Below are 25,547 nucleotides of genomic sequence, written 5' to 3'. Positions count from 1 at the left end.
AATTGGATATTAAGCAAGTGAGTGAGACGCATTTTATGATTTATGAACAAAATGAAATCAGTCCAGAAATAAGGAATAAAATTTCGACAATCGCATTACATATTGAATCATTGCAGCATCCTGCTGTTATGAGTGTGACATCATCATATCGATCAATCATGGTCGCATTTGATGCGAAACATTATACATACGAAACAGTCCTTCATGAACTAGACTTACATCATTTAAATCTTGATCAAGAAAATGCATCACATTCGAAGAAATTGATAACATTACCAGTTGTATATGGTGGTGAATTTGGACCAGACTTAAATATTGTTGCTGAGCATGCACAATTAACTGAAGAAGATGTGATTCAAATACATACGGAAGAAAATTATTTAATTTATGCAATAGGATTTTTACCCGGCTTTCCATTTTTAGGAGGTTTAAATAAGATAATACATACACCAAGAAAAGAAACGCCAAGAAGTAAAATCGTCCAAGGATCTGTTGGAATTGCAAATAATCAAACAGGACTTTATCCGAAATCATCACCAGGCGGATGGCAAATTATTGGTCGCACGCCAATAGATGTTTTCAACTTAAATCGAGAGCCTATGATTTTATATGAAGCTGGAGACTATATTGCTTTTAAAGCTATTCATCAAGAAGAATTTACAAGAATCGAAGACGAAATTGCAAATGGCACATTTGATTATCGTCAGTTAGTAGGTGATTTGAAATGAAATGTATAAAACCCGGTTTGTTTACGACTGTTCAAGATATTGGTCGATCAAAGTTTGAAAAAGATGGATTTTCTGAAGCGGGTGTTATGAATCAATATTTATACAGAATCGCGAATGCTTTAGTGGATAATGACAATGCACCTGTATTAGAAGTGACTTTAAATGGTCCTACATTGAAATTTGAAGAACCGAACATCGTTGCATTTGTTGCGTATGATGCTGATATACAGCTTGATGATCAAACAATACCAGTAAATACAGCAATTTATGTAGAAAAAGGGCAAGTGCTCAATATAAAGACTATTTCATCTGGGGCGAGAGGCTATTTAGCTTTTCATAAATCTTTAAATATTGAACCGATATTAGACAGTGTATCGACACATACTAGAAGTGGCATAGGTGGTATGAATGGAAGAACATTAAACAGAAATGATGTTTTGAAATTCAAAGATAAAACAATTAACCATGACATTATAGGTAATACGTTTAATATCAAACAATTAGAAGATGCAAACATTATTCCAATTATGGAAGGTTTACAATTTGATGAATTTACATCAGAATCGCATGCCCAACTTGTTAATCAATCATATACAATATCAGAAATGTCAGATCGTATGGGTTATCGATTAAATGGGGATGAACCAATTGTACATAAGCATAACGCAGATATTATTTCTGAACCGATTGCACCAGGTAGTGTACAAGTTCCTATTAATGGACAGCCTATTATATTGCTTAATGATCGTCAGACGATAGGTGGTTATACAAAGATTGCTACAGTTAGTTTTATAGGAAGAGAAAAGCTATCTCAATTAAAAGCAAATGATAGCATTACTTTTAAATGGATTTCATTTAAAGATGCCACACTTGAATATCAAACATATATTAAACAATTAGAAGCAGATATAGATGACATTAAACTGAAAAAATATAAAGATTTAAGCAATATTCGTCCTAAATCTAAAAAAATAGCAAAACTTATAAAGGGGAATCAATCATGAATATTGAAAAGATAGAAGAACTTATTAAACTCATGAAACAAAATCAAGTAAATTATATGAAATATAAAGATGAAACTGTCGAAGTTGAGTTAGACTTAAAATCAACTTCAAATATCGTCACTACAACGCCAGTTAATAATGTTGAAGAAAGCACGCCAACTTCAAAACAAGAAGAACAGCTCAATACAATTGAAGCGGAAATTCTTGGAACATTTTATTTACAAGATGAAGAAACTTTGCAAAATCCACTTGTTAAAGTGGGAGATGAAGTGAAAGAAGGTCAAGTTGTCGGTTATATCGAATCAATGAAAGTGCTCAATGAAGTTATAAGTGAGTATGACGGTATCGTTAATGATATACAAATTAATCATGGGGATCCTGTTGAATACGGACAAACGATTATCACATTGAAATAAGGGGGATTTTTATGATTAAGCGTTTACTGATTGCAAACAGAGGCGAAATTGCGGTTAGAATTATTAGAACATGTAGAATGATGAATATTACAACAATCGCAATTTATTCCAAAGCAGATAAAGATAGTTTACACGTACAATTAGCTGATGAAGCCATTTGTATTGGGCCAAGTCAATCAAGTGACAGTTATTTAGATATTGAACGCATTTTAGAAGCTTGTAAGATGAGTAAGGCAGATGCTATACATCCTGGGTATGGATTTTTATCAGAATCTACGACATTTAGAAAAAGAGTAGATGAAGAAAATATTATCTTTGTTGGACCTAGTTATAACACGATGGATTTAATGGGAGATAAAATAAAAGCAAGAGAAACAATGTACAACGCTAACGTACCGATTATTCCTGGCTCTATTGGAGAAGTAAAGTCAGTAAATGAAGCAGAAGAAGTTGCTCAAAAAGTTGGGTATCCTTTTGTATTAAAAGCTGCTAGTGGTGGTGGTGGTAAAGGTATTCGAATCGTACAAGAACCTGACCAACTTGAACAATTCTTTAAAGAAGCTCAATCTGAAGGTGAAAAATACTTTGGAGATAAACGTGTGTATATTGAAACATTTATTGATGAAGCTAGACATGTGGAAGTTCAAATACTCGCGAGTAAACATGGTGAAGCGATTCATTTAGGTGAACGTGATTGTTCAATTCAAAGAAAGAACCAGAAGTTAATTGAAGAAGCACCTTGTGCAGCACTAGATCAAGAAACGCGAAATTCACTACATGCTGATGCTGTTAAAGCCGCTAAAGCTTGTAATTATGAAAGTGCTGGAACGATTGAATTTTTATTAACAGATGACGGATATTATTTCTTAGAAATGAATACACGTATTCAAGTTGAACACACAGTTACAGAATTATTAACAGGTGTCGATTTAATAAAGCAACAAATATTAGTAGCTAATGGTGAGAAGTTAACAATTAAACAAGAGGATATCCATTTTGATGGGCATGTGATTGAATGTCGTATTAATGCTGAAAATCCAGAAAAACAATTCCGCCCAGCAGCAGGTGTTGTTCAAGCATTACATTTACCTAATGGATTTAATACGAGAGTAGACAGTATGTTATATGATGGTTATCAAATTCCACCTTACTATGATTCATTAGTCGCTAAAATACTTGTTAAAGGTGAAGATAGACTTGAAGCAATTGAAAAAATGAAAGGTACGTTAGAAGAAACGGTCATTGATGGTTTTCCGACAACGTTAGACTTTTTATATCGCGTGTTGAGCTATGAACCATATATTAAAAATGATATAACAATTAAGTTTCTACATGAACATAAAATCGTTTAAGGAGATGGTATTATGGTAAAAGTTGATTTGAATTGTGATTTAGGAGAAAGCTTTGGTAACTATAAACTTGGTAATGATGAAAGTATATTACCTTTAATCACTTCTGCAAATGTAGCATGTGGTTTTCATGCAGGAGATCAACACGTTATGAATGAAACAGTTAAATTGGCTGTTCTACATGATGTACATATTGGTGCTCATCCAGGATTTCAAGATTTAATTGGATTTGGTCGTAGAAACATAGATGTTACACCAGAGGAAGTTTATGATCTAGTCATTTATCAATTAGGTGCATTAGCTGGATTTTGTAAAATACATCAAACAAAAATTCACCATGTTAAACCACACGGCGCATTGTATCAAATGGGTGCTAAAGATCCAGAAATTGCCGATGCAATTGTTAAAGCAGTGAAAGATTTTGATAATCAATTATTATTTGTTGGTTTATCTAATAGTGAATTGATCGAATCATGTAAACGTCATAATTTAACATATAAGAGTGAAGTATTTGCTGATCGTGCATACGAAGATAATGGCCAACTAGTTTCTAGAAAAAAAGAAGGCGCGCTTATAAAAGATACAAACAAAGCTGTCGCACAAGTAATTAAAATGGTTAAAGAATCTAAAGTTATCACGATAAATGGAAATGAAATTCCGATTGAAGCAGATACAATCTGTGTACATGGAGACGGACAACATGCTTTAGATTTTGTTCAAGAAATTATTCGACAGTTTAAAGCTGAAGGCATAGAAATTAGTGCAATGAAATAGGAGGAAAGTGTATGAAGCAAAATAAAGGGTATGAGGAGTTAAATCAACCGTTTGAAATAACAAATAAGCATAGAAGAATTCTATGGGGTGCAGTATTCTTAATGGCTACTTCATCTATTGGACCAGCATTCTTAACTCAAACGGCAGTTTTTACTGAGCAATTTCTTGCAAGCTTTGCATTTGCAATTCTTGCATCTATACTGATTGATATTGGTGCACAAATTAATATTTGGCGTGTTATCACAGTTGTAGGTAAAGGTGGACAAGATATCGCGAATGATGTGTTTAAGGGGTTAGGTACATTTATCGCAATATTAATCGCTATTGGTGGACTAGCATTTAACATCGGTAACGTTGCAGGTGCTGGGCTAGGACTTAATGCGATATTCGGTTTAGATGTAAGAATTGGTGCAGGTATTACAGGCGTATTAGCGATTTTAATATTTGTTGTTAAAAACGCACAAAAAGTCGTAGATATTATTACACAAATATTAGGTGTACTTATGATTGCTATTGTTGCTTATGTAATGGTATTAACAAAACCACCAGTTGTCGAAGCGGCACAAAAAATGATTGTACCTGATGATATTAGTAAACTCATTGTTCCTATCATCACATTAGTAGGTGGAACTGTTGGTGGTTATATTACATTTGCAGGTGCTCATAGATTGTTAGAAGCAGGTATAACTGGAAAAGGCTATATACCATTTGTAAATAGAGCTGCTATTTCAGGTATATTAACAACGGGTATTATGAGAACATTTTTATTCTTAGCAGTACTTGGTGTTGTTGTTACAGGGTTCACTTTAAACCCAGACAATCCACCAGCTTCTGTATTTGAACATGTATTAGGACCTGTCGGTAAACAAGTATTCGGTGTTGTATTATTTGCAGCAGCATTATCATCCGTAATTGGCTGTGCATATACAAGTACAACATTTATTCAATCTTTACATCCATCTATTAAAAATCATAGAAACTTAGTTATTATTATCTTTATAGTCGTTTCATCTATTGTATTCTTAACAATTGGTAAGCCAGTTAAATTATTGATTATTGCTGGTGCATTGAACGGTTTGATTTTACCAGTAACTTTAGGAACAATTTTAATTGCTTCTAAGAAGAAAAGTATCGTTGGTGACTATAAACATCCAACATGGATGATTGTACTCGGTATAGTTGCTGTTCTTACAACATTAATAGCAGGGGTATTATCATTACAAGGCTTACAAAGTTTGTGGAATAGTTAAAAACTTATTTCAAAGTATACTAATTATGTTAATATAAATATTGAATGAATATGATGGAGTGATAAAGCATGATTGGTATTATTGGAGCAATGGAAGAAGAAGTAGAAATATTAAAGTCATCTATTGAAAATAGAGAAACAATCCAAATTGCACATGTTATTTTTTATAAAGGTAATATAGAAGATAAACAAGTTGTATTAGCACAAAGTGGTATTGGTAAAGTAAATGCTGCAATTACAGCAACATTACTTATCAATGAATTTAAACCAGATTTAATCATTAATACAGGTTCAGCAGGTTCTGTTGATAGCGAATTAAATATTGGTGATATCATTATTAGTAATAAAGTTTATTATCATGATGTTAATGCAACGGCATTTGGCTATAAATTGGGACAAGTACCAAGTATGCCAGAATTTTATGAAACTGATAAGGAATTAATTGACTTAGCTAAATCATCAATAGAACAGCTTGATTTAAATGGTATTGTTGGTGAAGTTGCTACAGGTGATAGTTTCATTGGCTCAATTGATCAGCGCAAAGTGATTAAATCTAACTTTCCTACTGCGAGTGTCGTAGAGATGGAAGCTGGTGCAATTGCTCAAACTTGTTACCAATATAATGTGCCTATTATTGTTACGAGAGCTGTTTCAGATTTAGCAGATAAGGAATCTGATGTTACTTTTGAAGAATTTTTAAAAGTAGCTTGCGTCAATTCTAGTAAAATTGTAAAATTATTATTAAATAGAGTGGCATAAGGAGGCAGTTTCATGTTAATATTAATGGCTATCGCTGTCATTGCTACAGCACTTGTTGGTTATGTGATTTATGCGAATACAGAAGTTGAAAAATCTTCTGACCGTGAAATTACAGAATAATATTTAGTGTTGCGAATCGTAAGTGATTTGCAACACTTTTATTTTGTATTCAACTAAAAGGAATGTAAATATAATTTATGTTAAAATAAAAGATAATATTGAGGTGTAATAATGGGATTATTTACAAAATATTTTTTACCAAATGAATATGTTCAAACAGTTTTTAATATCGAACCTGAACATTTAAAATCTAAAAATATAAAAGCAATTATCACGGACTTAGATAATACATTAGTTGGTTGGGATGTTAAAGATCCAACTGATGAAGTGAGAAATTGGTTTGAAAATATGAAAGATAATGGTATAACAGTTACGATTGTTTCTAATAATAATCAAGAACGTGTTGCGTCATTTTCATCAACATTAAATATTGATTATATTTTTAAAGCACGTAAACCACGTGGTAAAGCTTTTAGACAAGCAGCAAATTTAATGAACGTCAATAAGTCTGAAGTAGTTGTTATTGGGGATCAAATGTTAACAGATGTGTTTGGTGGAAATAGAAACGGATTATATACGATTATGGTTGTACCTGTGAAAAAGACAGATGGTTTTGTTACGAAATTCAATCGATTAATAGAAAGAAGATTTTTAAATTACTTTAAGAGAAAAGGTTTAATTAACTGGGAGGAATAAATTTGACAGAGTTTGCTAAATGTATTGGTTGCGGTGCAACACTTCAATCTGAAAATCCGAATGAAGCTGGATACGTTCCACAATCAAGTTTGAATAAAGAAGATGTCATTTGTAAGAGATGTTTTAGACTTAAAAATTATAACGAAGTCCAAGATGTTGATTTAACAAGTGAAGATTTTCTAAATATGTTGAAATCTCTTCACAATGAAGATGGTTTAATCGTCAATGTTGTGGATGTATTTGATCTAGAAGGATCAATGATACATCGCTTAAAAGATATAGTAGGTAAGAAAAAAGTCGTACTTGTTGCGAATAAAATGGATATCTTACCTAAAGCCATTAATAAAAGAAGAGTCGAAATTTGGTTAAGAAATCGTGCGAAAGATTTTGGACTTAATCCTGACGAAGTTGTACTGATTTCTGCATATAAAAATCAAGGAATTGATGAATTACTATCAACTATCGAGAAAGTTAGAGAAGGTAAAGATGTTTATGTAGTAGGTACAACAAACGTTGGTAAATCTACATTAATCAATAGATTGATTGAAAAGAGTGTCGGTGAAAAAGAAGTTATTACAACGAGTCATTTCCCTGGTACAACATTAGATATGATTGATATTCCATTAGATGATGATTCATATATGTTTGATACACCTGGTATTATTCAAAGTCATCAAATGACGCACTACGTTACAGATAAAGAATTGAAAGTTGTAATGCCTAAAAAAGAAATTAAGCCTAAAGTTTATCAATTAAACGAAGAACAAAGCTTATTCTTAGGTGGCTTAGTTAGAGTAGATTATGTAAGTGGCGGTAGACGTTCTTTAACATGTTTTGTATCAAACGACTTAAACATTCATAGAACAAAGTTATCAAACGCTGAAGATTTATGGAAACGTCAAATTGGTGAACTTCTTAAACCACCATATGATCCAACGAACTTTAACTTCGATAACTTAAAAACAACTGAGATTACAACTGAATCTGAAAGAAAAGATGTTATGATTTCAGGATTAGGATTTGTAACTGTAGATGCAGGGGCAGAAATACATGTTACTGCACCAAAAGAAGTCGAAGTTACATTAAGAACATCTATTTTATAAGAGGTGAATTAAATGAAGTTTGGAGTTATCGGACATCCTATTAGCCATTCACTTTCACCGATTATGCACGCAGCAAATTTTGAAGCATTAGGCAGGGAAGATGAATATGGTGCTTTAGATATTCCACCAGAACAATTTAAACATATTAAAGAAATCATAAATGAAAAAGCATTAGACGGCTTTAATATTACAATACCGCATAAAGAATCCATCTTGCCTTATTTAGATGAAGTATCTTCAAATGCTAAGCATATTGGTGCTGTTAACACCGTTCTAATACAAGATAATAAATGGATTGGTTATAATACGGATGGTATTGGTTTTGTTAAAGGTTTAATTGAACATTACGGTAGCATACAAGATCGAAAAATTTTAGTTTTAGGTGCTGGTGGTGCGAGTAAAGGTATTGTTTCGGAAATGCAGAAGTTTACGAATCATAAAATAACAGTGGCAAATAGAACGATGTCTAGATTTGATAAATGGCAAATTGATATAAATGCAATAAGTCTAACAGATGTTCAATCTGTTCTTCACACATTTGATATTATTATTAATACGACACCGGTAGGCATGAATACACAGCATAGTGAATTCATTATTCCTGTGGAGAAGATATGTAAAAATAGTTTAGTTTGTGATATCATCTATATTCCTGAAAAGACACCGCTACTGCAAGCATGTGAACAAGCAGGTATTGCAATTTATAACGGATTGGATATGTTCGTTTATCAAGGAGCAGAAAGCTTTAAAATATGGACTGGGCAAGAAGCTCAAATAGAATCAATGAGAAATAAAGTACAAGAGGAACTTAAAAGGAGATCATTATGTTAACAGGTAAACAAAAGAGATATTTAAGAAAAGAAGCGCATCATTTAGATCCAATTTTCCAAATTGGTAAAGGCGGATTAAATGACAATATGATAGACCAAGTGCAAGACGTACTTGAAAAAAGAGAATTGATCAAAATTCATATCTTACAAAATAATATGGACGATCATAAAGAAGTAGCTGAATCAATAGCTGAACAAGCAGGTGCTGAACTCGTACAACTTATCGGTAATATTATTGTCTTATATAAAGAATCTAAAGAAAATAAAAGATTAGAACTACCATAATATTATGAAAAAGCTCATGATTTATGGAGGTCAATTTAACCCAATTCATATTGGACATATGTTAGTTGCGAGTGAAGCATATCAATTTGTTCAACCTGATAAATTTATTTTCTTACCAAGTTATCAATCACCACTTAAAGAACATAACGAATCTTATTTAATAGAATCAGAACGTGTAAAAATGTTAGAATTAGCTATTGAAGATTTGCAATTCGGTGAAGTTGATGAGAGAGAACTTAATAGAAAAGGTACGAGCTACACATTTGATACGATTAAAGAATTTAAACAAGAATTTCCTAATTATCAAATATATTTTGTAATCGGTTCAGATCAATACGAGAATTTGCATAAATGGAGAAACATTGCAGAATTAAAAGAATTGTTAACATTTGTCGTTGTTAATAGAGAAGTTGATAAACAAGATGTAAAAGAAGGCATGTTAGCATTGCACATTCCAAGAATTGATGTAAGCTCAACAGACATTCGCAATAGATGTAAAAATCGTCAATCTATAAAGATGCTCGTTACGCCACGAATTGAAAGATATATCAAAAGGGGACGATTGTATGAAAATTAAAAAAGCAGTCAAATTGGTTGAAGAAACGTTACCATCAAAAAGATATAATCACTCTATGAGAGTAGCCGAAACTGGTAAGAAAATGGCAGAAATCTTTGATGGTGATATTAAAAAAGTTGAATTAGCAGGAATCCTGCATGATTTATGTAAATATGAAGAACTTTCAGCGTTATATCAAAGTGTAACGCAATATGAACTAGGGCAAGATTTATTAAGTTATGGCTCAGAAATATTACACGGACCAGTTGCTGCTGCAAGACTTAAAGATCAATATGATATAAATGATGAAGAAATTTATTACGCTATATATAGTCATACGACTGGTAGAGCACAAATGAATAAGACTGAAAAAATAATTTTTATAGCTGATTATATTGAACCTAAAAGAACAACTCCAGGTGTAGATGAAATTAGAGATATTGTCTTTAAAGAACGCAACTTGGATAAAGCAGTTTACGAAATATCAAAACGTACAGTGTTACACTTAATTAATAAGGATAAAACAGTACATTTAAAAACTATAGAATGCTTAAATTATTATAATATGCATTCAGAACAATAAAGGAATGGTTAAATGAATTCAAATGATTTAATGAAACAAACGTTACTAGCATGTGATGATAAACGTGCTGAAGATATTATTGCAATTGATATGAAAGGTATTAGCGATATAGCTGATTATTTTGTTGTATGTCATGGTAATAGTGACAAACAAGTTCAAGCTATAGCAAGAAATGTTAAAGATGAAGCTGAAATAAATGAAGTATTAGTGAAAAGACTAGAAGGCTTTAATGAAGCTAGATGGGTATTAATTGATTTAGGTGACGTTGTTGTACACGTATTCCATAGAGAAGAACGTGATTACTACGACTTAGAAAGATTATATAAAGACGCACCAATTATTACACTAAATGAGGTAGCACAATAATGGCATACAATCGTATGAGTCATTATTATGACCTTCTAACTGAAGATCAACCATATGATAAATGGAAACAGATTGTTGGTCATTATGTTACAGGTAATGATAACGATATTTTGGATATTGGTTGTGGTACAGGACGCTTAACAGAGCAATTACTAGAATATGGTCGCGTAAGTGGTCTTGATTTAAGTGAAGAGATGTTAGAAGTAGCTGAAAGTCGTAATCCTAATATTAATTGGTATTGCCAAGATATGAGAGATTTGGACTTACCTCAAAGTTACAATGTAATTACCATCTTTTGTGACAGCTTGAACTATATAACAGACCCTGAAGAAGTTCTTCAAGTATTTAACTATGTTAATCAATTTTTAAATGATGGTGGATTACTTATATTTGATGTGCACTCACTATATAAGATGAATCACCAATTTAATAACCGTAACTATATTGATGAAACAGAACAATTAACTTTAGCGTGGCAAGCAATTGCTGGTGAAGAACCTAACAGTGTATATCATCAAATGTCATTTTTCATCGAAAGAGAAGATGGACTTTATGAACGATTCGATGAAGAACATTATCAAATCACATATGAAATCGATCTTTATAAACAACTTTTAGATTTTGCTGGATTTAAAGTTGAAAGTGTATTTACTGATTTCAATATTGATCAATTTAATGAAAATGGCGATAGACATTTTATAGTTGCACGAAAGTAATTTAGAACACTTCCTACGTTTAATTATGTAGGAGGTGTTTTTTTGAAATATATTCATAAAAGTAAGGATTGGTTAATAGAAAATTACCAACTTGCTATCATCATGATTGTTGTATTATTTTTCATTTGTAATAGCCTTTTCACTGGTAATGATGATAATGAAGCTATCATTCATCAACAAGATACATCAAATGAAGTTAAACTAAGGTCTTCAGAAGAGAAGGATTTTGATAAAATAGATGAATCTAAATCTACTAAAGATGTTAATAGAAACGTAGTAGTAGATGTGAAAGGAGCTGTTAATTTTCCAAATACATATACAATGTCTTCAAAGGAACGCGTGCATGATGTATTAAAGAAAGCTCAAACAAAGCATAATGCAGATTTGTCTAAAATCAATTTATCAGAAAGACTTAAAGATCAAATGTATATATATGTTCCAATAAACGGCGAACATGTGCCTAGTGTTAATACAAACCAATCTACAAATGATAAAGTAGAAGTCAATATTAATACAGGAGATAAATCGGAAATTGAAAAGTTACCCGGTATCGGTCCGAGTAAAGCAGATGCCATTCTTCAATATAGAGAAACAAATGGAGAATTTAAAACTGTGGATGATTTAAAAAAGGTAAAAGGATTCGGAGATAAAACAGTTGAAAGTTTAAAAGATTTTATCATTTTAAATTGAATTGCATTTATACTTGTTAAATTTTACAATAAGAATAAATGAAAGGTAGGTCGATGTGTAATGGATAGAATTGAATGGAAAGAATACTTTATGGCTCAAAGTCATCTATTATCATTAAGGTCAACATGTGAAAGATTATCTGTCGGTGCAACAATCGTTAAAGATAATAGAGTGATTGCTGGTGGATATAATGGGTCTGTTTCAGGAGAAGAACATTGTATAGATAATGGCTGCCTTGTAGTGGACGGTCATTGTATAAGAACTATTCATGCTGAAATGAATGCGATTATACAATGTGCTAAGTTAGGTGTTTCCTCTGAAGGTGCAACTATTTATGTTACACATTTCCCTTGTCTAAACTGTACGAAATCAATTATACAAGCTGGTATTAAACAAATTTATTATGCTGACGATTATCATAATCATACATATGCAATACAACTGTTAGAACAGTCTGGTGTACACTACGAAAAAATTAATTTCCATCCAGAAGACATTATTAAATATTTGAAGTAAGGACTAATATTTAAGATGTGGTTTTATTTTGCACTTTATTTATTGTCCGGTTTAATTTTCTTTTTACATCCTTATGTAAGTATATTCATGCTCATTATCTTAGTTATAAGTTGCTATATTAAATGGCAATCATTAAAAATTTTGGTGATGAGCTTTATATTTTTTATTATAGGTTACTTAATTTATCCGAATGATCCATTGCAATATTACGAATCATTTAACGTTTCAAAAAATCATGAAAATTATACTGAAGTTATTCAGTTTGGAGATAAGTTAACGCTTGATGGAGATGGCTTTCAAGCTGAAGGACAAATCCATAATCAAACGTTTAAAGCATTTTATACGATTAAAAATGAAAAAGAAAAGCTTAAACTTTTGAAGCAAATGCCTTATTTAAAAAATTGTCGTATTACTTACTCTGTTAATTCAACTTTGCCTAATACTAACGCATTAAAATTTCAATACTTTGAGTTTTTGCAAAATCATGATATTAAAGGTGTTATTAAGATAGAAAACTTATTTTTAAATACTTGTTCGAATCGACCATTAAATATGATTGAACGTATTCAACTATATCGAACGAATTTAATTCATGAGATGAAACAACTTGATATAGATGGTGTTGACGATATTATTGCGCTCACGTTAGGTGATACAAGTTATTTAAATGAAGAAAGAATAGATCAACTTAAAAAAATAGGTATATATCATTTATATGCTGTAAGTGGATCGCATGTCGCTTTGTTAAATATATTTTTATTTAAATTATTACTTAGGATGAACATCAAATATCATCATGCCGAGAATATGATATTTATTTTATTACCTATATATGCTGTTTTAACTGGTTTAAGTCCGAGTGTTCTTAGAGCAGTAGGAGTAGTAATGGTTTATATGATTTTGAATAAAGTCATAAAAATAGACGCTTTACAAATACTGTCTATCACTTTTATTGTTTATACAATTTATAATCCCCATATTATTTTCGATATTGGTTTCCAATTATCCTATATCGTCTCCACGTTTATCATTTTATGTGTACCACTTATAAAGTCTTTCAATACAATCCACAAAATCATTACGATTAATGTCGTATCTCAATTATCTTCATTTGTCATATTACTGATTCACTTTAATGCTTTTCAATGGCTAGGGTTTATCACAAACTTTCTTTTTATTCCACTTTTTGAATTAATTATTTTTCCACTTGTGATGTTATTCATGTTGATATTTGCCACTTTTGGTAAAGTTCCTAATTTATTTATGATGTTAATAGAAATTTGTATGAATCAAACTTTTAAATTAATAGATGTTATGAGTCACATCCCTATAAATGAGTTAGTCGTAAGAAATCTATCCGAATGGATATATTTAATCGTCCTCATTGTTGTAGTGCTAGTCTTAATGTTATTTCTTAAAAAGAAATATATAAAATCATTACTCCTTTTCACATTGTTAGTCATTGCAATCACATACCATTTTAATCATAATGAGGTTATTTTTAAATTTCTTGATATTGGTCAAGGAGATGCAATGATTGCTTATCACCATGATGTAAATCAAATTGTGATGATCGATACTGGTGGTAAAGATAAATTGAAAAAGAAACCATGGCAAACTAGAAGTAAGATATCAAATTATACAGATTCAATAATCGTGCCCGAACTTAAAGAAAAGGGATTTCAAAAGATTGATTATTTAATCATCACACATCCACATGCAGATCATATGGGTGAATTAGCTACTTTGAGTAAACAAGTATCAATCAAACATTTAATTATTAATAAGAAGACTTGGGACAATCGTGAATTAAAACATTTGTTAGAAGAGGTTAAAGAAACAAACACAGAAATTGTAGATAGCACAAATTTGAGTGAATTAAAGATTGGAGAATCGACATATAAGTTTTTCAACCAAAATAGTCTGAATTATGAAGATAAGAATGATACATCAATCGTTACTGAAATCACAATGTTTGGCAGAACGATATTAACAACAGGTGATGCAACAGAAAAAGTAGAGAATAGTATTTTGAGTCAACTTAAAGGGCATTATGATATTTTAAAAGTAGCACACCATGGTAGTTTGACAAGTACAAGTGATAGCTTTTTATTAAAAGCAAAGCCACATTTTTGTGTCATAAGTTCTGGTCGACATAATAGGCATGGGCTACCAAAAGAAGCCATTGTAAATAAACTTAAACAAAGCGATTGTAAAGTGTTCAATACACAAGATTACGGAATGGTACAATTTGAAATCAATAAAGACAATATGATTATGACAAATGGACTACAAGAACATAATAAAAAAGCTTACAATCGACAGTAGTCGTTTGTAAGCTTTATATAAATGGATTTGATATATTAGTTTGGTAGTAGACTGAATACTTGTGCAATAATATAAATTGCTGCTAAGAATACGAAACCAATTATAAATCCAAATCCAGAGTCTTTAACATCATTGTTACGCCCTTGAGTATTTTCACCTTCAAATCTGTTCATATGACTCCCTCCTATACTTACTTTCATTATATGATATTAAACTTAAAAATGCTATACTTAATTAGAACTTTATAAGAGAGGGAGACTTATTTTGGAAGACAATATTGTATTGAATTATGGTGCAGTAAATGCACTTATCGAGAAAAAATCTGACGAAATTATAAATCAATATTTAGCTGGAGAAAGAGACGATTTTAATTATGTTAAATTTGATTTATATGAAACACCTATTTCAAGTGCGATAGAAGAATCATTAACTTTACCATTCCTCTCAGACAAAAAAGTCGTACATATTAAGAATGCTTACATTTTTACAGGAGAAAAAGTTAGTACTCAAATCAATCAAAATACCGATCAATTAATTCAATTTATTGAACAGTATGATGGTGAAACGTTAGTCGTATTTGATGTGTTTAATGAGAAATTGGATGAAAGAAAGAAACTCGTTAAAACAGTTAAGAAGAATGCAAGACTTAATAAAATTGACCAAATGACCGAACAAGAAATTAAACAGTGGATTAAATCTTATTTGCATGATCAATATAAAGATATTAAAGAGGATGCTTTAATAGAATTTTTAGAACTAACAGGTATTCAATTTAACATTATTAAAGCAGAATTAGATAAATTAGTGTTATTTATTGGCGATGAAGCGGTTATTAATAAACAAGACGTTAAAGAAATTGTGAGTCGTTCTCTAGAACAGAATGTATTTTTGTTAACGGAATATATTCAAAAAGGTCAAAAAGAAAAGTCTATTAATTTACTGAAAGACTTAATCAATATGAAAGAAGAGCCGATTAAGCTTTTAGCGTTAATCACAAGTAATTATCGCTTGTATTATCAATGTAAAATTCTTGCTGGTAAACATTATAGCGAACAACAAATTGCTAAAACGATTGGTGTACACCCATATAGGGTTAAACTGGCACTTCGTATTACGAGAAAGCTATCACTTGATCGATTATTAGCAACTATCGATATTTGTGCCGATACAGATTACCAATTGAAATCTTCATATATGGATAAAGTGCTCATACTAGAACTTTTCATTTTAAAAATATAAAGCTTGAGTTTGAAATTTCATTCCACAAAAAAAGGGCGTGACACAGAATGTTCTGTGTCACGCTCTTACATAATTAGTTAGCTTTTGACATTAAGCTTGATTTAATTCTATCAGCTTTATTTGAATGAATTAGATTGTTTTTAGAAGCTTTATCAACTTTCTTAACAGCTAATGAAACTAATTCAGCTTTGTTTTCAGCATTGTTTTCGATTGCAGTTTTAGCAGCTTTAACAGCTGAACGCATATCATTTTTTTGTGAAATGTTTGCAGCGTCTTTCTTTTCTGTAACAGAAACACGTTTAATAGCAGATTTAATGTTTGGCATGAGAGTCACCTCCTAAAAATGTTGTCCGTGATCAAAGAATTTTTGATTGCAACAAAAAATATTTTATCAAATGTAGGGCATAAGTGCAATGATTATTTACACATTCCTTATAAAGCATAACACTTTATTGATAGTTTGATAATACGTTTGCATTTATTTCATAAAGACGGTATCATATCAAAGATGCGACTTACATTTAATACATGTAAAATTAACGAGAAAGTTGGAGTTCAAATGGACAGAACTAAACGCCTAGAGCGCCAAAATAAAATTAGAAACTTTTCTATCATTGCTCATATTGACCATGGTAAATCTACGTTAGCTGATAGAATTTTGGAAAATACTAAAAGTGTAGAATCACGTGATATGAAAGAACAATTATTAGATTCTATGGATCTTGAAAGAGAACGTGGTATAACAATAAAGCTTAATGCTGTTCGATTAAATTATACTGCTAAAGATGGGGAAACATATATCTTACACTTAATTGATACACCGGGGCATGTCGATTTTACATATGAAGTTTCAAGATCACTTGCAGCATGTGAAGGTGCGATTTTAGTTGTAGATGCTGCACAAGGTATCGAAGCACAAACGTTAGCGAACGTTTATTTAGCATTAGATAATGACTTAGAATTAATACCTGTCGTAAATAAAATTGATTTACCCGCAGCTGAACCTGAGCGTGTTAAACAAGAAATTGAAGACGTTATTGGTTTAGATGCAAGTGATGCAGTACTCGCAAGTGCTAAATCTAATATTGGAATTGAAGACATATTAGAGAAAATTGTAGAAATGGTACCACCTCCAGAAGGTGATCCAGACAACCCACTACAAGCGCTTATTTTTGATTCTTCTTTTGATGCTTATAGAGGTGTAATTTCTTCTATACGTGTTGTTGAAGGTTCAGTTAAAGCTGGAGACAAAATTCAAATGATGTCTACAGGTAAGACATTTGAAGTTACTGAAGTTGGTATTAATACACCGAAACAACTTCCAGTTGATACGTTATCTGTCGGAGATGTAGGATACATTGTAGCTTCAATTAAAAATGTTGGAGATTCCAATGTCGGTGATACAATCACTTTAGCTGACAGACCTGCTGAGAAACCTTTAAAAGGGTATAAAAAGATGAATCCAATGGTATTCTGTGGATTATATCCAATTGATAATAGTAAATATAACGATTTGAGAGAAGCGCTTGAAAAGCTTCAACTTAATGATGCATCTTTAGAATTTGAAGCTGAAACTTCTCAAGCATTAGGCTTTGGTTTCAGAACAGGCTTCTTAGGTTTACTACACATGGAAATTATTCAAGAAAGAATTGAAAGAGAATTTAATATTGAACTTATTGCGACTGCACCATCAGTTATTTATGAATGTGAATTAACAGATGGCGAAAAATTACAAATTGATAACCCGTCACAATTTCCAGACCCACAAAAAATCAACAGAATTTATGAACCATATGTTAAAGCAACAATGATGGTTCCGAATGATTATGTTGGTGCTGTAATGGAACTCTGTCAGAAAAAACGTGGTAACTTTAAGACGATGGATTATTTAGATGATATTCGTGTAAATATTATTTATGAAATTCCATTATCTGAAGTCGTATTTGATTTCTTTGATCAGTTGAAATCGAATACGAAAGGTTATGCATCATTTGATTATGAATTAATCGGGTATCAAGAAAGTAAACTTGTAAAAATGGATATTTTATTAAATGGAGATAAAGTGGATGCATTAAGCTTTATCGTCCATAAAGAGTTTGCATACGATAGAGGTAAAGCAATAGTAGATAAATTAAAAACATTAATCCCTAGACAACAATTTGAAGTACCAGTTCAAGCAGCAATTGGTAATAAAATAGTAGCTCGAACAAACATTAAATCTATGGGTAAAAATGTTTTAGCAAAATGTTACGGTGGAGATATTAGCCGTAAACGTAAGTTACTTGAAAAACAAAAAGCAGGTAAAGCTAAGATGAAATCAGTAGGTAATGTGGAAATTCCACAAGATGCATTCTTAGCCGTGCTTAAAATGGATGAAGAATAATTTTGAAACAGCTGCATAATATGTAGCTGTTTCTATTTTTAAAGGAGCGTTTATATGGCAAAAAGTGTATATATTCATATACCTTTCTGTGTGAGAATTTGTACTTATTGTGATTTTAATAAGTTCTATATTGCTAATCAGCCGGTAGATGAGTACTTAGATTGTTTGATAAAAGAGATGTCAACGAGAAAAGATAAAGAAGTTGAGACAGTATTTGTAGGTGGAGGTACACCAACAGCATTATCTGAAGCACAACTTGAAAGATTACTTCAAGCGATTAACGATTTATTTGTGATTACAAAAGAATATACTTTTGAAGCTAATCCAGATGAATTAACAGAAACAAAAATAAAATTACTCAAACAATATGGTGTGAATAGATTATCATTAGGTGTTCAAACATTTGATGATGAATTGTTAAAAGTATTAGGAAGAACTCATCATAGTGACGATATTGAAAAAGCAGTTACTTTATCTAGAAAACATAAAATCCCTTCTGTAAGTTTAGATCTTATGTTTCACTTACCTGGTCAAACAATAGAACAATTTGATGATTCACTCAATAAAGCACTATCACTTGATGTAGATCATATTTCAAGTTATGCACTTATACTTGAACCAAAGACGCAATTCTACAATTTATATAGAAAAGGGCGTTTAAAATTACCTAATGAAGATTTAGGTGAAGAAATGTATCAACATTTGAAAAAGAAATTAGCAGGCTCTATCCTTAATCAATATGAAATCTCTAACTTCTCGAAAGAAGGACATGAATCTCTTCATAATAAAGTATATTGGAAAAATGAAGAATATTATGGTTTCGGTGCAGGTGCACATGGCTATATTAATGGTGTGCGCTATGGAAATATTAATCCGGTTAATCAATATATTAAGAAGTTAATGAATGGTAAAATGCCAGTATTGCAAAGTACAGAAGTTTCATTGAAAGAACAAATGGAAGAAGAAATGTTTCTTGGATTAAGAATGACAAAAGGTGTGTCAAAAACTAAATTCCAGAATAAATTTGACCAATCAATAGAAGATGTATTTGGTCAACATGTGAAAGAACTCATCGAACAAGAGTTACTACTGGATGAGAAAGACTATTTACGCTTAAGTAATCGCGGACAAATAATCGGAAATGAAGTGTTTGAGAAGTTTTTATTAAGCTAAAAATATGTATTTAAAAAAGATATAAAAATTGAATGCTTTAACGTTGACTTTCTTTGACCAATTTGATAAATTATAATTAGCACTTAGGAAGATAGAGTGCTAATCGAGGTGATGACATGATTACTGAGAGGCAATTACAAATTTTGAATGTAATTGTTGAGGATTATGTTGAGTTAGGACAACCAATTGGTTCTAAGTCGATTATTGAAAGGCATCAATTGCCGATTAGTCCAGCGACAGTTAGAAATGAAATGAAACAATTAGAAGATTTGAACCTTCTTGAGAAGACGCATACGTCATCAGGTCGTATTCCTTCTGAACAAGGAATTAAGTATTATGTTAATCAATTACTTGAGTATAAATCTCAAAGCAAGAAAAGCTTAAATTGGTTTGAACATTTTCAAGATAAAAATCAATATGATGTAAACGCAATGCTTAAATGGTTAGCATTAGAAATTTCAAATCGATCACATTATACAACTGTAGTACTCGGACCTAATAAATTTTCAAGATTTATATTTGAAATTCATTTTGTGAGAGTCAGCCCAACTCATCTCATGGGCGTCATTGTATTTACTGATGGTTATGTAGAGAAAGTTCATATTCAAATTCATGAATCTTTAAATCAATTACAGATTGAGAAATTTATGAACTACTTAAACCAGTATTTTAAGCAAAATACTTTAACTACAATGATAAAAACGTTAGAATCATTATCGTTGTCATTCATTGATCATGAATTTATTAATAATTTTAAACAAGCGTTATTAACGCAAATTAATGATCATAATGAAGAAATGTTTCTAGGTGGTAAGATGCACCTAATTGATGCGTTAGATGTAACGAATGTATCCATGATTCAATCGATTTTAAAGTATCTTGAATCTGAACGTATCGCTCAATTTTTAAATGAAACATCAAATGATTCGATAAGTGTCAAAATTGGACAGGAAATTAATAAAGATTTACACGGTATTTCAATTATTAGTACCAATTATGAAATTTCTGGTGATATAACTGGTCATTTAGCCGTTATTGGTCCAACTGCAATGCATTATAACAAAGTGATTCAACTTTTGAATCATTTTTAAATAAGGAAAGAAAATGGAGGGCATGAAATGACGGAAGAAAAGCAAAATGAACAATTCGATGAAACAAACGATCAAACTCAATCTGTCGCTACTGAAGAAGTAGAAGCAAATGAAACTGAAGAGAATGTTGAAGAGGTTGAGCAAGATAAAGTAGTCGAAATTCCGGAAGCTGAACTCGAACAACTTAAACAAAAAGCAAATGAAGAAGAAGAAAAATACTTACGTTTATATGCTGAGTTTGAAAACTATAAACGTAGAATGAAACAAGAAGCAAGTATTATTAAAGATTATCAAGCACAACATGTACTTACAGATGTATTACCTGCGCTAGATAATATGGATCGTGCACTTAAACAAGAAGGTGAGTCTGAAGACTTCTTAACTTTCAAAAAAGGTGTAGACATGGTTTATAACGATTTACTTAAATCATTAAAAGATAATGGTTTAGAAGAAATCGAATCATACAATCAACCATTCGATCCAAATGTACATCAAGCAGTTATGCAAGATAATAATCCTGACTTTGAATCAGGTGTTGTAACTGAAGAGTTACAAAGAGGATATAAATTGAAAGATCGTGTTTTAAGACCAGCAATGGTTAAAGTAAACGAATAATGAACTCGATGATTAATTAATAATAAATTGGAGGAATAATTCTTATGAGTAAAGTAATAGGTATAGACTTAGGTACAACAAATTCAGTAGTTTCAGTATTAGAAGGTGGAGAACCTAAAGTAATCCAAAATCCAGAAGGTAACAGAACAACACCATCAGTTGTTGCATTTAAAGATGGAGAAACACAAGTTGGTGAAGTTGCTAAACGTCAAGCAGTAACTAACCCAAATACAATTCAATCAGTTAAACGTCATATGGGTACTGATTATAAAGAAAAAGTTGAAGATAAAGAATATACACCACAAGAAATCTCAGCTATGATTTTACAAAACTTAAAATCAACTGCTGAAAGTTATTTAGGTGAAAAAGTAACAAAAGCTGTTATTACAGTTCCAGCTTATTTCAATGACTCAGAACGTCAAGCAACTAAAGATGCTGGTAGAATCGCTGGTTTAGAAGTAGAACGTATTATTAACGAACCAACTGCAGCAGCATTAGCTTACGGTTTAGATAAAACTGAAACTGATCAAAAAGTATTAGTATTTGACCTTGGTGGTGGTACTTTCGATGTATCTATCCTTGAATTAGGTGACGGTGTATTCGAAGTATTAGCAACTGCAGGTGACAATAAACTTGGTGGTGACGATTTCGATGACGTTATCATTAAATATTTAGTTGAAGAATTCAAAAAAGAAAATGGCATAGATTTATCACAAGATAAAATGGCATTACAACGTCTTAAAGATGCTGCTGAAAAAGCTAAAAAAGACTTATCAGGCGTATCTTCAACTCAAATTTCATTACCATTCATCTCTGGTGGCGCAAATGGTCCATTACACTTAGAAACAACACTTTCAAGAGCTAAATTTGAATCATTAACAAGCGATTTAGTAGAGAGAACAATGGGTCCAACTCGCCAAGCTATGAAAGATGCAGGATTATCTAATTCTGATATCGATGAAGTTATCTTAGTTGGTGGGTCAACTCGTATCCCAGCTGTTCAAGAAGCAATCAAAAAAGAAATCGGTAAAGAACCTAACAAAGGTGTTAACCCTGATGAAGTAGTAGCTATGGGTGCTGCAATTCAAGGTGGCGTAATCACTGGTGATGTTAAAGACGTAGTATTACTTGACGTTACACCATTATCATTAGGTATCGAAACTATGGGTGGCGTATCTACAGTATTAATCGAAAGAAATACAACAATCCCTACATCTAAATCTCAAGTATTCTCTACTGCAGCTGATAACCAACCAGCAGTTGATATTCACGTATTACAAGGTGAACGTCAATTAGCAGCAGATAACAAAACGCTTGGTCGATTCCAGTTAACGGATATTCCACCAGCTCCACGTGGTGTGCCACAAATCGAAGTATCGTTTGATATCGATAAAAATGGTATCGTTAATGTAACAGCTAAAGATCTTGGTACAAACAAAGAACAAAAAATTACGATTGAATCAAGCTCATCATTATCAGATGAAGAAATCGATCGTATGGTTCAAGATGCAGAGAAAAATGCTGAAGCAGACAAAAAACGTCGTGAAGAAATCGATTTAAGAAATGAAGCAGACCAAATGGTATTTACTGTTGAAAAAACTTTGACTGATCTTGGCGATAACGTTGATGAAAGCGAAAAAGCTAAAGCTGAAGAAGCTAAAGAAGAATTGAAAAAAGCACTTGAAGGTACTGATATAGAAGATATCAGAACTAAAAAAGATGCACTTCAAGAAATCGTACAACAATTATCTGTTAAAATGTATGAACAAGCTGCACAAGCACAACAAGGTGCTGAAGGCCAATCTACTTCAAACGATGATGACGTAGTTGATGCTGAATATACAGAAGTCAACGAAGACGATAAAAAATAATACTAATCATTAAAAAGTCAAAGTCAATGTGATTGGCTTTGACTTTTTTAATTCATATACGTATTATAAATCAGTGTGTAAAGGAGAGATTACATTGGCAAAAAGAGACTATTATGAAGTGCTTGGCGTATCCAAAGATGCTTCTAAAGATGAAATAAAAAAAGCTTATCGTAAATTATCAAAAAAGTACCATCCTGATATCAATCAAGAAGAAGGTGCTGACGCAAAGTTTAAAGAAATTTCAGAAGCATATGAAGTGCTAAGCGATGAAAACAAACGTGCGCAATACGACAGATTCGGTCATAGTGGTCCGCAACAAGGTTTCGGTGGATCACAAGGATTTGGAGGACAAGACTTCTCTGGATTCGGTGGCTTTGAAGATATATTCGGATCATTCTTTGGTGGCGGTGGCGCTAGAAGAGATCCTAACGCTCCAAGACAAGGTGATGACTTACAATATAGCATGACATTAACATTTGAAGAAGCTGTATTTGGTACTGAAAAAGATATTACAGTTCGTAAAGATGTGGAATGTGAAACTTGTCATGGTAATGGTGCTAAACCTGGCACTAATAAAAAAACTTGTACGTACTGTAACGGACAAGGTCATGTAACAGTTGAACAAAATACAATTCTAGGTAGAATGCAAACACAAAAAGTTTGTCCTGAATGTGAAGGTTCTGGACAAGTATTTGAAGAAAAATGTTCAGATTGTCATGGTAAAGGAACTCAAAACAAAAAAGTTACAATCAAAGTGAAAGTACCTGAAGGTGTAGATAACGACCAACAAATTCGCTTAGCTGGTAAAGGTGGTCCAGGTATAAATGGTGGACCTGCAGGCGATTTATATGTTGTGTTCAGAGTGAAACCACACAGTAAATTTAGACGTGATGGAGACAATATCTTCTATGATTTAAATCTATCATTCCCTCAAGCTGCACTTGGTGATGAAATTACTGTTCCTACATTAACTGGTAATGTATCATTAACAGTTCCAGCAGGTACGCAAACTGGTAAACAATTTAGATTGAGAGAAAAAGGTGTTCAAAACGTTCATGGTTACGGTAAAGGTGATTACTTTGTAACTGTAAAAGTTGTAACACCAGATAAAATGACTGAAAGACAAGAGGAACTATTACGTGAGTTTGCAGAAATAGGTGGAGAAACAATTACAGAACAACCATCAAGCTTTAAAGACAGAGCCAAAAAGTTTTTTAAAGGAGAATAGCCTGTGAATTGGATTGAGTATTCTATCATGATAAATAGCGAAGCAGAACCAGAAGTTACAGCATTGTTAAATGAATTAGGTGCAAATGGTGTCGTAATTGAAGATTCAGCAGAATTAAAGAAAGAACATACAGACGTATACGGTGAGATTTATGAATTAAATCCCGCAGATTATCCTGATCAGGATATTAGGGTCAAATGTTATTTTAATGAATTAGTATTTACGGATCAATTAGAACAAGACATTCAAGAAACTATTGCAAATGTAAATGGCATCCAGTCAGAAATTTTATCGTTTGAGAAGACGATTATTAAAGAATCAGATTGGGAAAATGAATGGAAAAATTATTTCCATCCGTTTAAAGCTTCTGAAAGATTTGCGATTGTTCCGAGTTGGGAACAAGAAGGATATCAAAATAATGAAGGTGATCTTTGCATCAAACTAGATCCAGGTATGGCTTTTGGTACAGGTGACCACCCAACAACAAGTATGTGTTTAAGACATATAGAAGAGGTTGTAAAACCTCAGCATAAGATAATTGATGTTGGTACAGGTTCGGGTATTCTTAGCATAGCTTGTCATTTACTAGGAGTAAACGACATTAAAGCGGTGGATTTAGATGATTTAGCAATTAAAGTTGCTAAAGAAAACTTTGAAATCAATGATTGTGAGAAAGATATCATCGCAGATACTGGCAATTTGCTTACTGAAGAAACAGAACAATATGACGTGATTATTGCAAATATATTAGCGCATATTATTGATTTAATGATAGAAGATAGTTATGAAAGATTGAATAATAATGGCTACTTTATTACTTCAGGCATTATTGAAGAAAAATCCGATGAAATAATTGAAAAACTACAAAATACTGGTTATACTATCGAAAAAGTACTACGTGAAGATGGTTGGGTTTCAATACGAGCTAGAAAGTAGGAG

28 protein-coding genes are annotated in these 25,547 nt (G+C 31.8%); 26 read left to right on the top strand and 2 right to left on the bottom strand.

The window, feature by feature from the left end; all coding sequences use genetic code 11:
* Positions 1-2: 2 nt before the first annotated feature.
* The 18 genes from pxpB (at position 3) to ACJTHF_RS03620 (ending at position 15,008) form a co-directional block, all read left to right on the top strand.
* Positions 3-728 carry a 5-oxoprolinase subunit PxpB gene (gene pxpB / locus ACJTHF_RS03705; RefSeq protein WP_078355865.1) on the top strand — a complete coding sequence of 242 codons (726 nt, stop codon included), beginning with the start codon at positions 3-5 and terminating at the stop codon, positions 726-728.
* Positions 725-1,732 (top strand): biotin-dependent carboxyltransferase family protein, encoded by a 1,008-nt coding sequence (locus ACJTHF_RS03700; RefSeq protein ID WP_078355864.1) that lies wholly within the window; start codon positions 725-727, stop codon positions 1,730-1,732. The genes pxpB and ACJTHF_RS03700 overlap by 4 nt, the downstream gene beginning before the upstream one ends.
* Positions 1,729-2,148 carry an acetyl-CoA carboxylase biotin carboxyl carrier protein gene (locus ACJTHF_RS03695; protein WP_058592267.1) on the top strand — a complete coding sequence of 140 codons (420 nt, stop codon included), beginning with the start codon at positions 1,729-1,731 and terminating at the stop codon, positions 2,146-2,148. Before ACJTHF_RS03700 ends, ACJTHF_RS03695 begins: the two co-directional genes overlap by 4 nt.
* Positions 2,149-2,162: 14 nt before the next feature.
* Positions 2,163-3,500 (top strand): acetyl-CoA carboxylase biotin carboxylase subunit, encoded by a 1,338-nt coding sequence (accC, locus tag ACJTHF_RS03690; RefSeq protein ID WP_232157144.1) that lies wholly within the window; start codon positions 2,163-2,165, stop codon positions 3,498-3,500.
* A 12-nt stretch (positions 3,501-3,512) separates the two neighbouring features.
* Entirely contained in the window at positions 3,513-4,271 is a 759-nt protein-coding gene (gene pxpA / locus ACJTHF_RS03685; protein ID WP_078355862.1) for a 5-oxoprolinase subunit PxpA, read from the top strand.
* 11 nt (positions 4,272-4,282) lie between these two features.
* Positions 4,283-5,521: an NRAMP family divalent metal transporter gene (locus tag ACJTHF_RS03680; RefSeq protein WP_058592270.1), complete on the top strand. Its 1,239-nt coding sequence runs from the start codon at positions 4,283-4,285 to the stop codon at positions 5,519-5,521.
* Positions 5,522-5,589: 68 nt separating this feature from the next.
* Positions 5,590-6,279, top strand: a complete 690-nt coding sequence (locus ACJTHF_RS03675) for a 5'-methylthioadenosine/adenosylhomocysteine nucleosidase (RefSeq protein ID WP_037588376.1) — start codon at positions 5,590-5,592, stop codon at positions 6,277-6,279.
* Positions 6,280-6,510: 231 nt separating this feature from the next.
* A complete protein-coding gene (locus ACJTHF_RS03670; protein WP_058592272.1) occupies positions 6,511-7,035 on the top strand; it encodes a YqeG family HAD IIIA-type phosphatase in 525 nt (174 codons plus the stop codon).
* A 2-nt stretch (positions 7,036-7,037) separates the two neighbouring features.
* Positions 7,038-8,138: a ribosome biogenesis GTPase YqeH gene (gene yqeH / locus ACJTHF_RS03665; protein WP_078355861.1), complete on the top strand. Its 1,101-nt coding sequence runs from the start codon at positions 7,038-7,040 to the stop codon at positions 8,136-8,138.
* A 12-nt stretch (positions 8,139-8,150) separates the two neighbouring features.
* Entirely contained in the window at positions 8,151-8,969 is an 819-nt protein-coding gene (aroE, locus tag ACJTHF_RS03660) for a shikimate dehydrogenase (RefSeq protein ID WP_078355860.1), read from the top strand.
* Positions 8,963-9,253 (top strand): ribosome assembly RNA-binding protein YhbY, encoded by a 291-nt coding sequence (yhbY, locus tag ACJTHF_RS03655; protein ID WP_048539676.1) that lies wholly within the window; start codon positions 8,963-8,965, stop codon positions 9,251-9,253. Before aroE ends, yhbY begins: the two co-directional genes overlap by 7 nt.
* A 4-nt stretch (positions 9,254-9,257) precedes the next feature.
* A complete protein-coding gene (gene nadD / locus ACJTHF_RS03650; protein ID WP_058592275.1) occupies positions 9,258-9,830 on the top strand; it encodes a nicotinate (nicotinamide) nucleotide adenylyltransferase in 573 nt (190 codons plus the stop codon).
* Positions 9,820-10,392 carry a bis(5'-nucleosyl)-tetraphosphatase (symmetrical) YqeK gene (gene yqeK / locus ACJTHF_RS03645; RefSeq protein WP_048539677.1) on the top strand — a complete coding sequence of 191 codons (573 nt, stop codon included), beginning with the start codon at positions 9,820-9,822 and terminating at the stop codon, positions 10,390-10,392. The genes nadD and yqeK overlap by 11 nt, the downstream gene beginning before the upstream one ends.
* 12 nt (positions 10,393-10,404) lie before the next feature.
* Entirely contained in the window at positions 10,405-10,758 is a 354-nt protein-coding gene (gene rsfS, locus ACJTHF_RS03640; protein ID WP_048539678.1) for a ribosome silencing factor, read from the top strand.
* Positions 10,758-11,474 carry a class I SAM-dependent DNA methyltransferase gene (locus tag ACJTHF_RS03635; protein WP_078355859.1) on the top strand — a complete coding sequence of 239 codons (717 nt, stop codon included), beginning with the start codon at positions 10,758-10,760 and terminating at the stop codon, positions 11,472-11,474. Before rsfS ends, ACJTHF_RS03635 begins: the two co-directional genes overlap by 1 nt.
* A gap of 42 nt (positions 11,475-11,516) precedes the next feature.
* On the top strand, positions 11,517-12,164 hold the full coding sequence (locus ACJTHF_RS03630; protein WP_232157128.1) for a helix-hairpin-helix domain-containing protein: 648 nt from the start codon (positions 11,517-11,519) through the stop codon (positions 12,162-12,164).
* A 60-nt stretch (positions 12,165-12,224) separates the two neighbouring features.
* Positions 12,225-12,680 (top strand): ComE operon protein 2, encoded by a 456-nt coding sequence (locus tag ACJTHF_RS03625; protein ID WP_037588364.1) that lies wholly within the window; start codon positions 12,225-12,227, stop codon positions 12,678-12,680.
* Between the two features lie 147 nt (positions 12,681-12,827).
* Positions 12,828-15,008, top strand: coding sequence for a DNA internalization-related competence protein ComEC/Rec2 (locus ACJTHF_RS03620; protein WP_252571966.1), 2,181 nt, complete (start codon positions 12,828-12,830; stop codon positions 15,006-15,008).
* A gap of 35 nt (positions 15,009-15,043) precedes the next feature.
* Here ACJTHF_RS03620 and ACJTHF_RS03615 read toward each other — a convergent pair whose 3' ends face one another.
* A complete protein-coding gene (locus ACJTHF_RS03615) occupies positions 15,044-15,181 on the bottom strand; it encodes a YqzM family protein (RefSeq protein WP_075577996.1) in 138 nt (45 codons plus the stop codon).
* Positions 15,182-15,272: 91 nt separating this feature from the next.
* On the opposite strand from ACJTHF_RS03615, the gene holA reads away from it, so the two are divergent.
* Entirely contained in the window at positions 15,273-16,247 is a 975-nt protein-coding gene (holA, locus tag ACJTHF_RS03610; protein WP_078355857.1) for a DNA polymerase III subunit delta, read from the top strand.
* Between the two features lie 73 nt (positions 16,248-16,320).
* On the opposite strand, the gene rpsT is transcribed toward holA, so the two are convergent.
* On the bottom strand, positions 16,321-16,572 hold the full coding sequence (gene rpsT, locus ACJTHF_RS03605; protein WP_058592279.1) for a 30S ribosomal protein S20: 252 nt from the start codon (positions 16,570-16,572) through the stop codon (positions 16,321-16,323).
* 234 nt (positions 16,573-16,806) lie between these two features.
* On the opposite strand from rpsT, the gene lepA reads away from it, so the two are divergent.
* The 7 genes from lepA (at position 16,807) to prmA (ending at position 25,544) form a co-directional block, all read left to right on the top strand.
* A complete protein-coding gene (gene lepA, locus ACJTHF_RS03600) occupies positions 16,807-18,630 on the top strand; it encodes a translation elongation factor 4 (RefSeq protein WP_058592280.1) in 1,824 nt (607 codons plus the stop codon).
* Between the two features lie 54 nt (positions 18,631-18,684).
* Positions 18,685-19,803 carry a radical SAM family heme chaperone HemW gene (gene hemW, locus ACJTHF_RS03595; protein ID WP_232157131.1) on the top strand — a complete coding sequence of 373 codons (1,119 nt, stop codon included), beginning with the start codon at positions 18,685-18,687 and terminating at the stop codon, positions 19,801-19,803.
* A gap of 116 nt (positions 19,804-19,919) precedes the next feature.
* Entirely contained in the window at positions 19,920-20,894 is a 975-nt protein-coding gene (gene hrcA / locus ACJTHF_RS03590) for a heat-inducible transcriptional repressor HrcA (RefSeq protein ID WP_058592282.1), read from the top strand.
* A gap of 27 nt (positions 20,895-20,921) precedes the next feature.
* Positions 20,922-21,509, top strand: a complete 588-nt coding sequence (gene grpE / locus ACJTHF_RS03585; protein ID WP_078355856.1) for a nucleotide exchange factor GrpE — start codon at positions 20,922-20,924, stop codon at positions 21,507-21,509.
* 44 nt (positions 21,510-21,553) lie between these two features.
* Positions 21,554-23,380 (top strand): molecular chaperone DnaK, encoded by a 1,827-nt coding sequence (gene dnaK, locus ACJTHF_RS03580; RefSeq protein ID WP_103360660.1) that lies wholly within the window; start codon positions 21,554-21,556, stop codon positions 23,378-23,380.
* Positions 23,381-23,474: 94 nt separating this feature from the next.
* A complete protein-coding gene (gene dnaJ, locus ACJTHF_RS03575; RefSeq protein ID WP_048539687.1) occupies positions 23,475-24,608 on the top strand; it encodes a molecular chaperone DnaJ in 1,134 nt (377 codons plus the stop codon).
* Between the two features lie 3 nt (positions 24,609-24,611).
* Positions 24,612-25,544 (top strand): 50S ribosomal protein L11 methyltransferase, encoded by a 933-nt coding sequence (gene prmA, locus ACJTHF_RS03570; RefSeq protein WP_078355855.1) that lies wholly within the window; start codon positions 24,612-24,614, stop codon positions 25,542-25,544.
* The last annotated feature ends 3 nt before the right edge of the window (positions 25,545-25,547 follow it).

The organism is Mammaliicoccus sp. RAM2 (genome assembly GCF_045897195.1).
GTDB classification, from domain to species: Bacteria; Bacillota; Bacilli; order Staphylococcales; family Staphylococcaceae; genus Mammaliicoccus; species Mammaliicoccus sciuri.
This window is presented reverse-complemented; position numbering and strand designations above follow the sequence as displayed.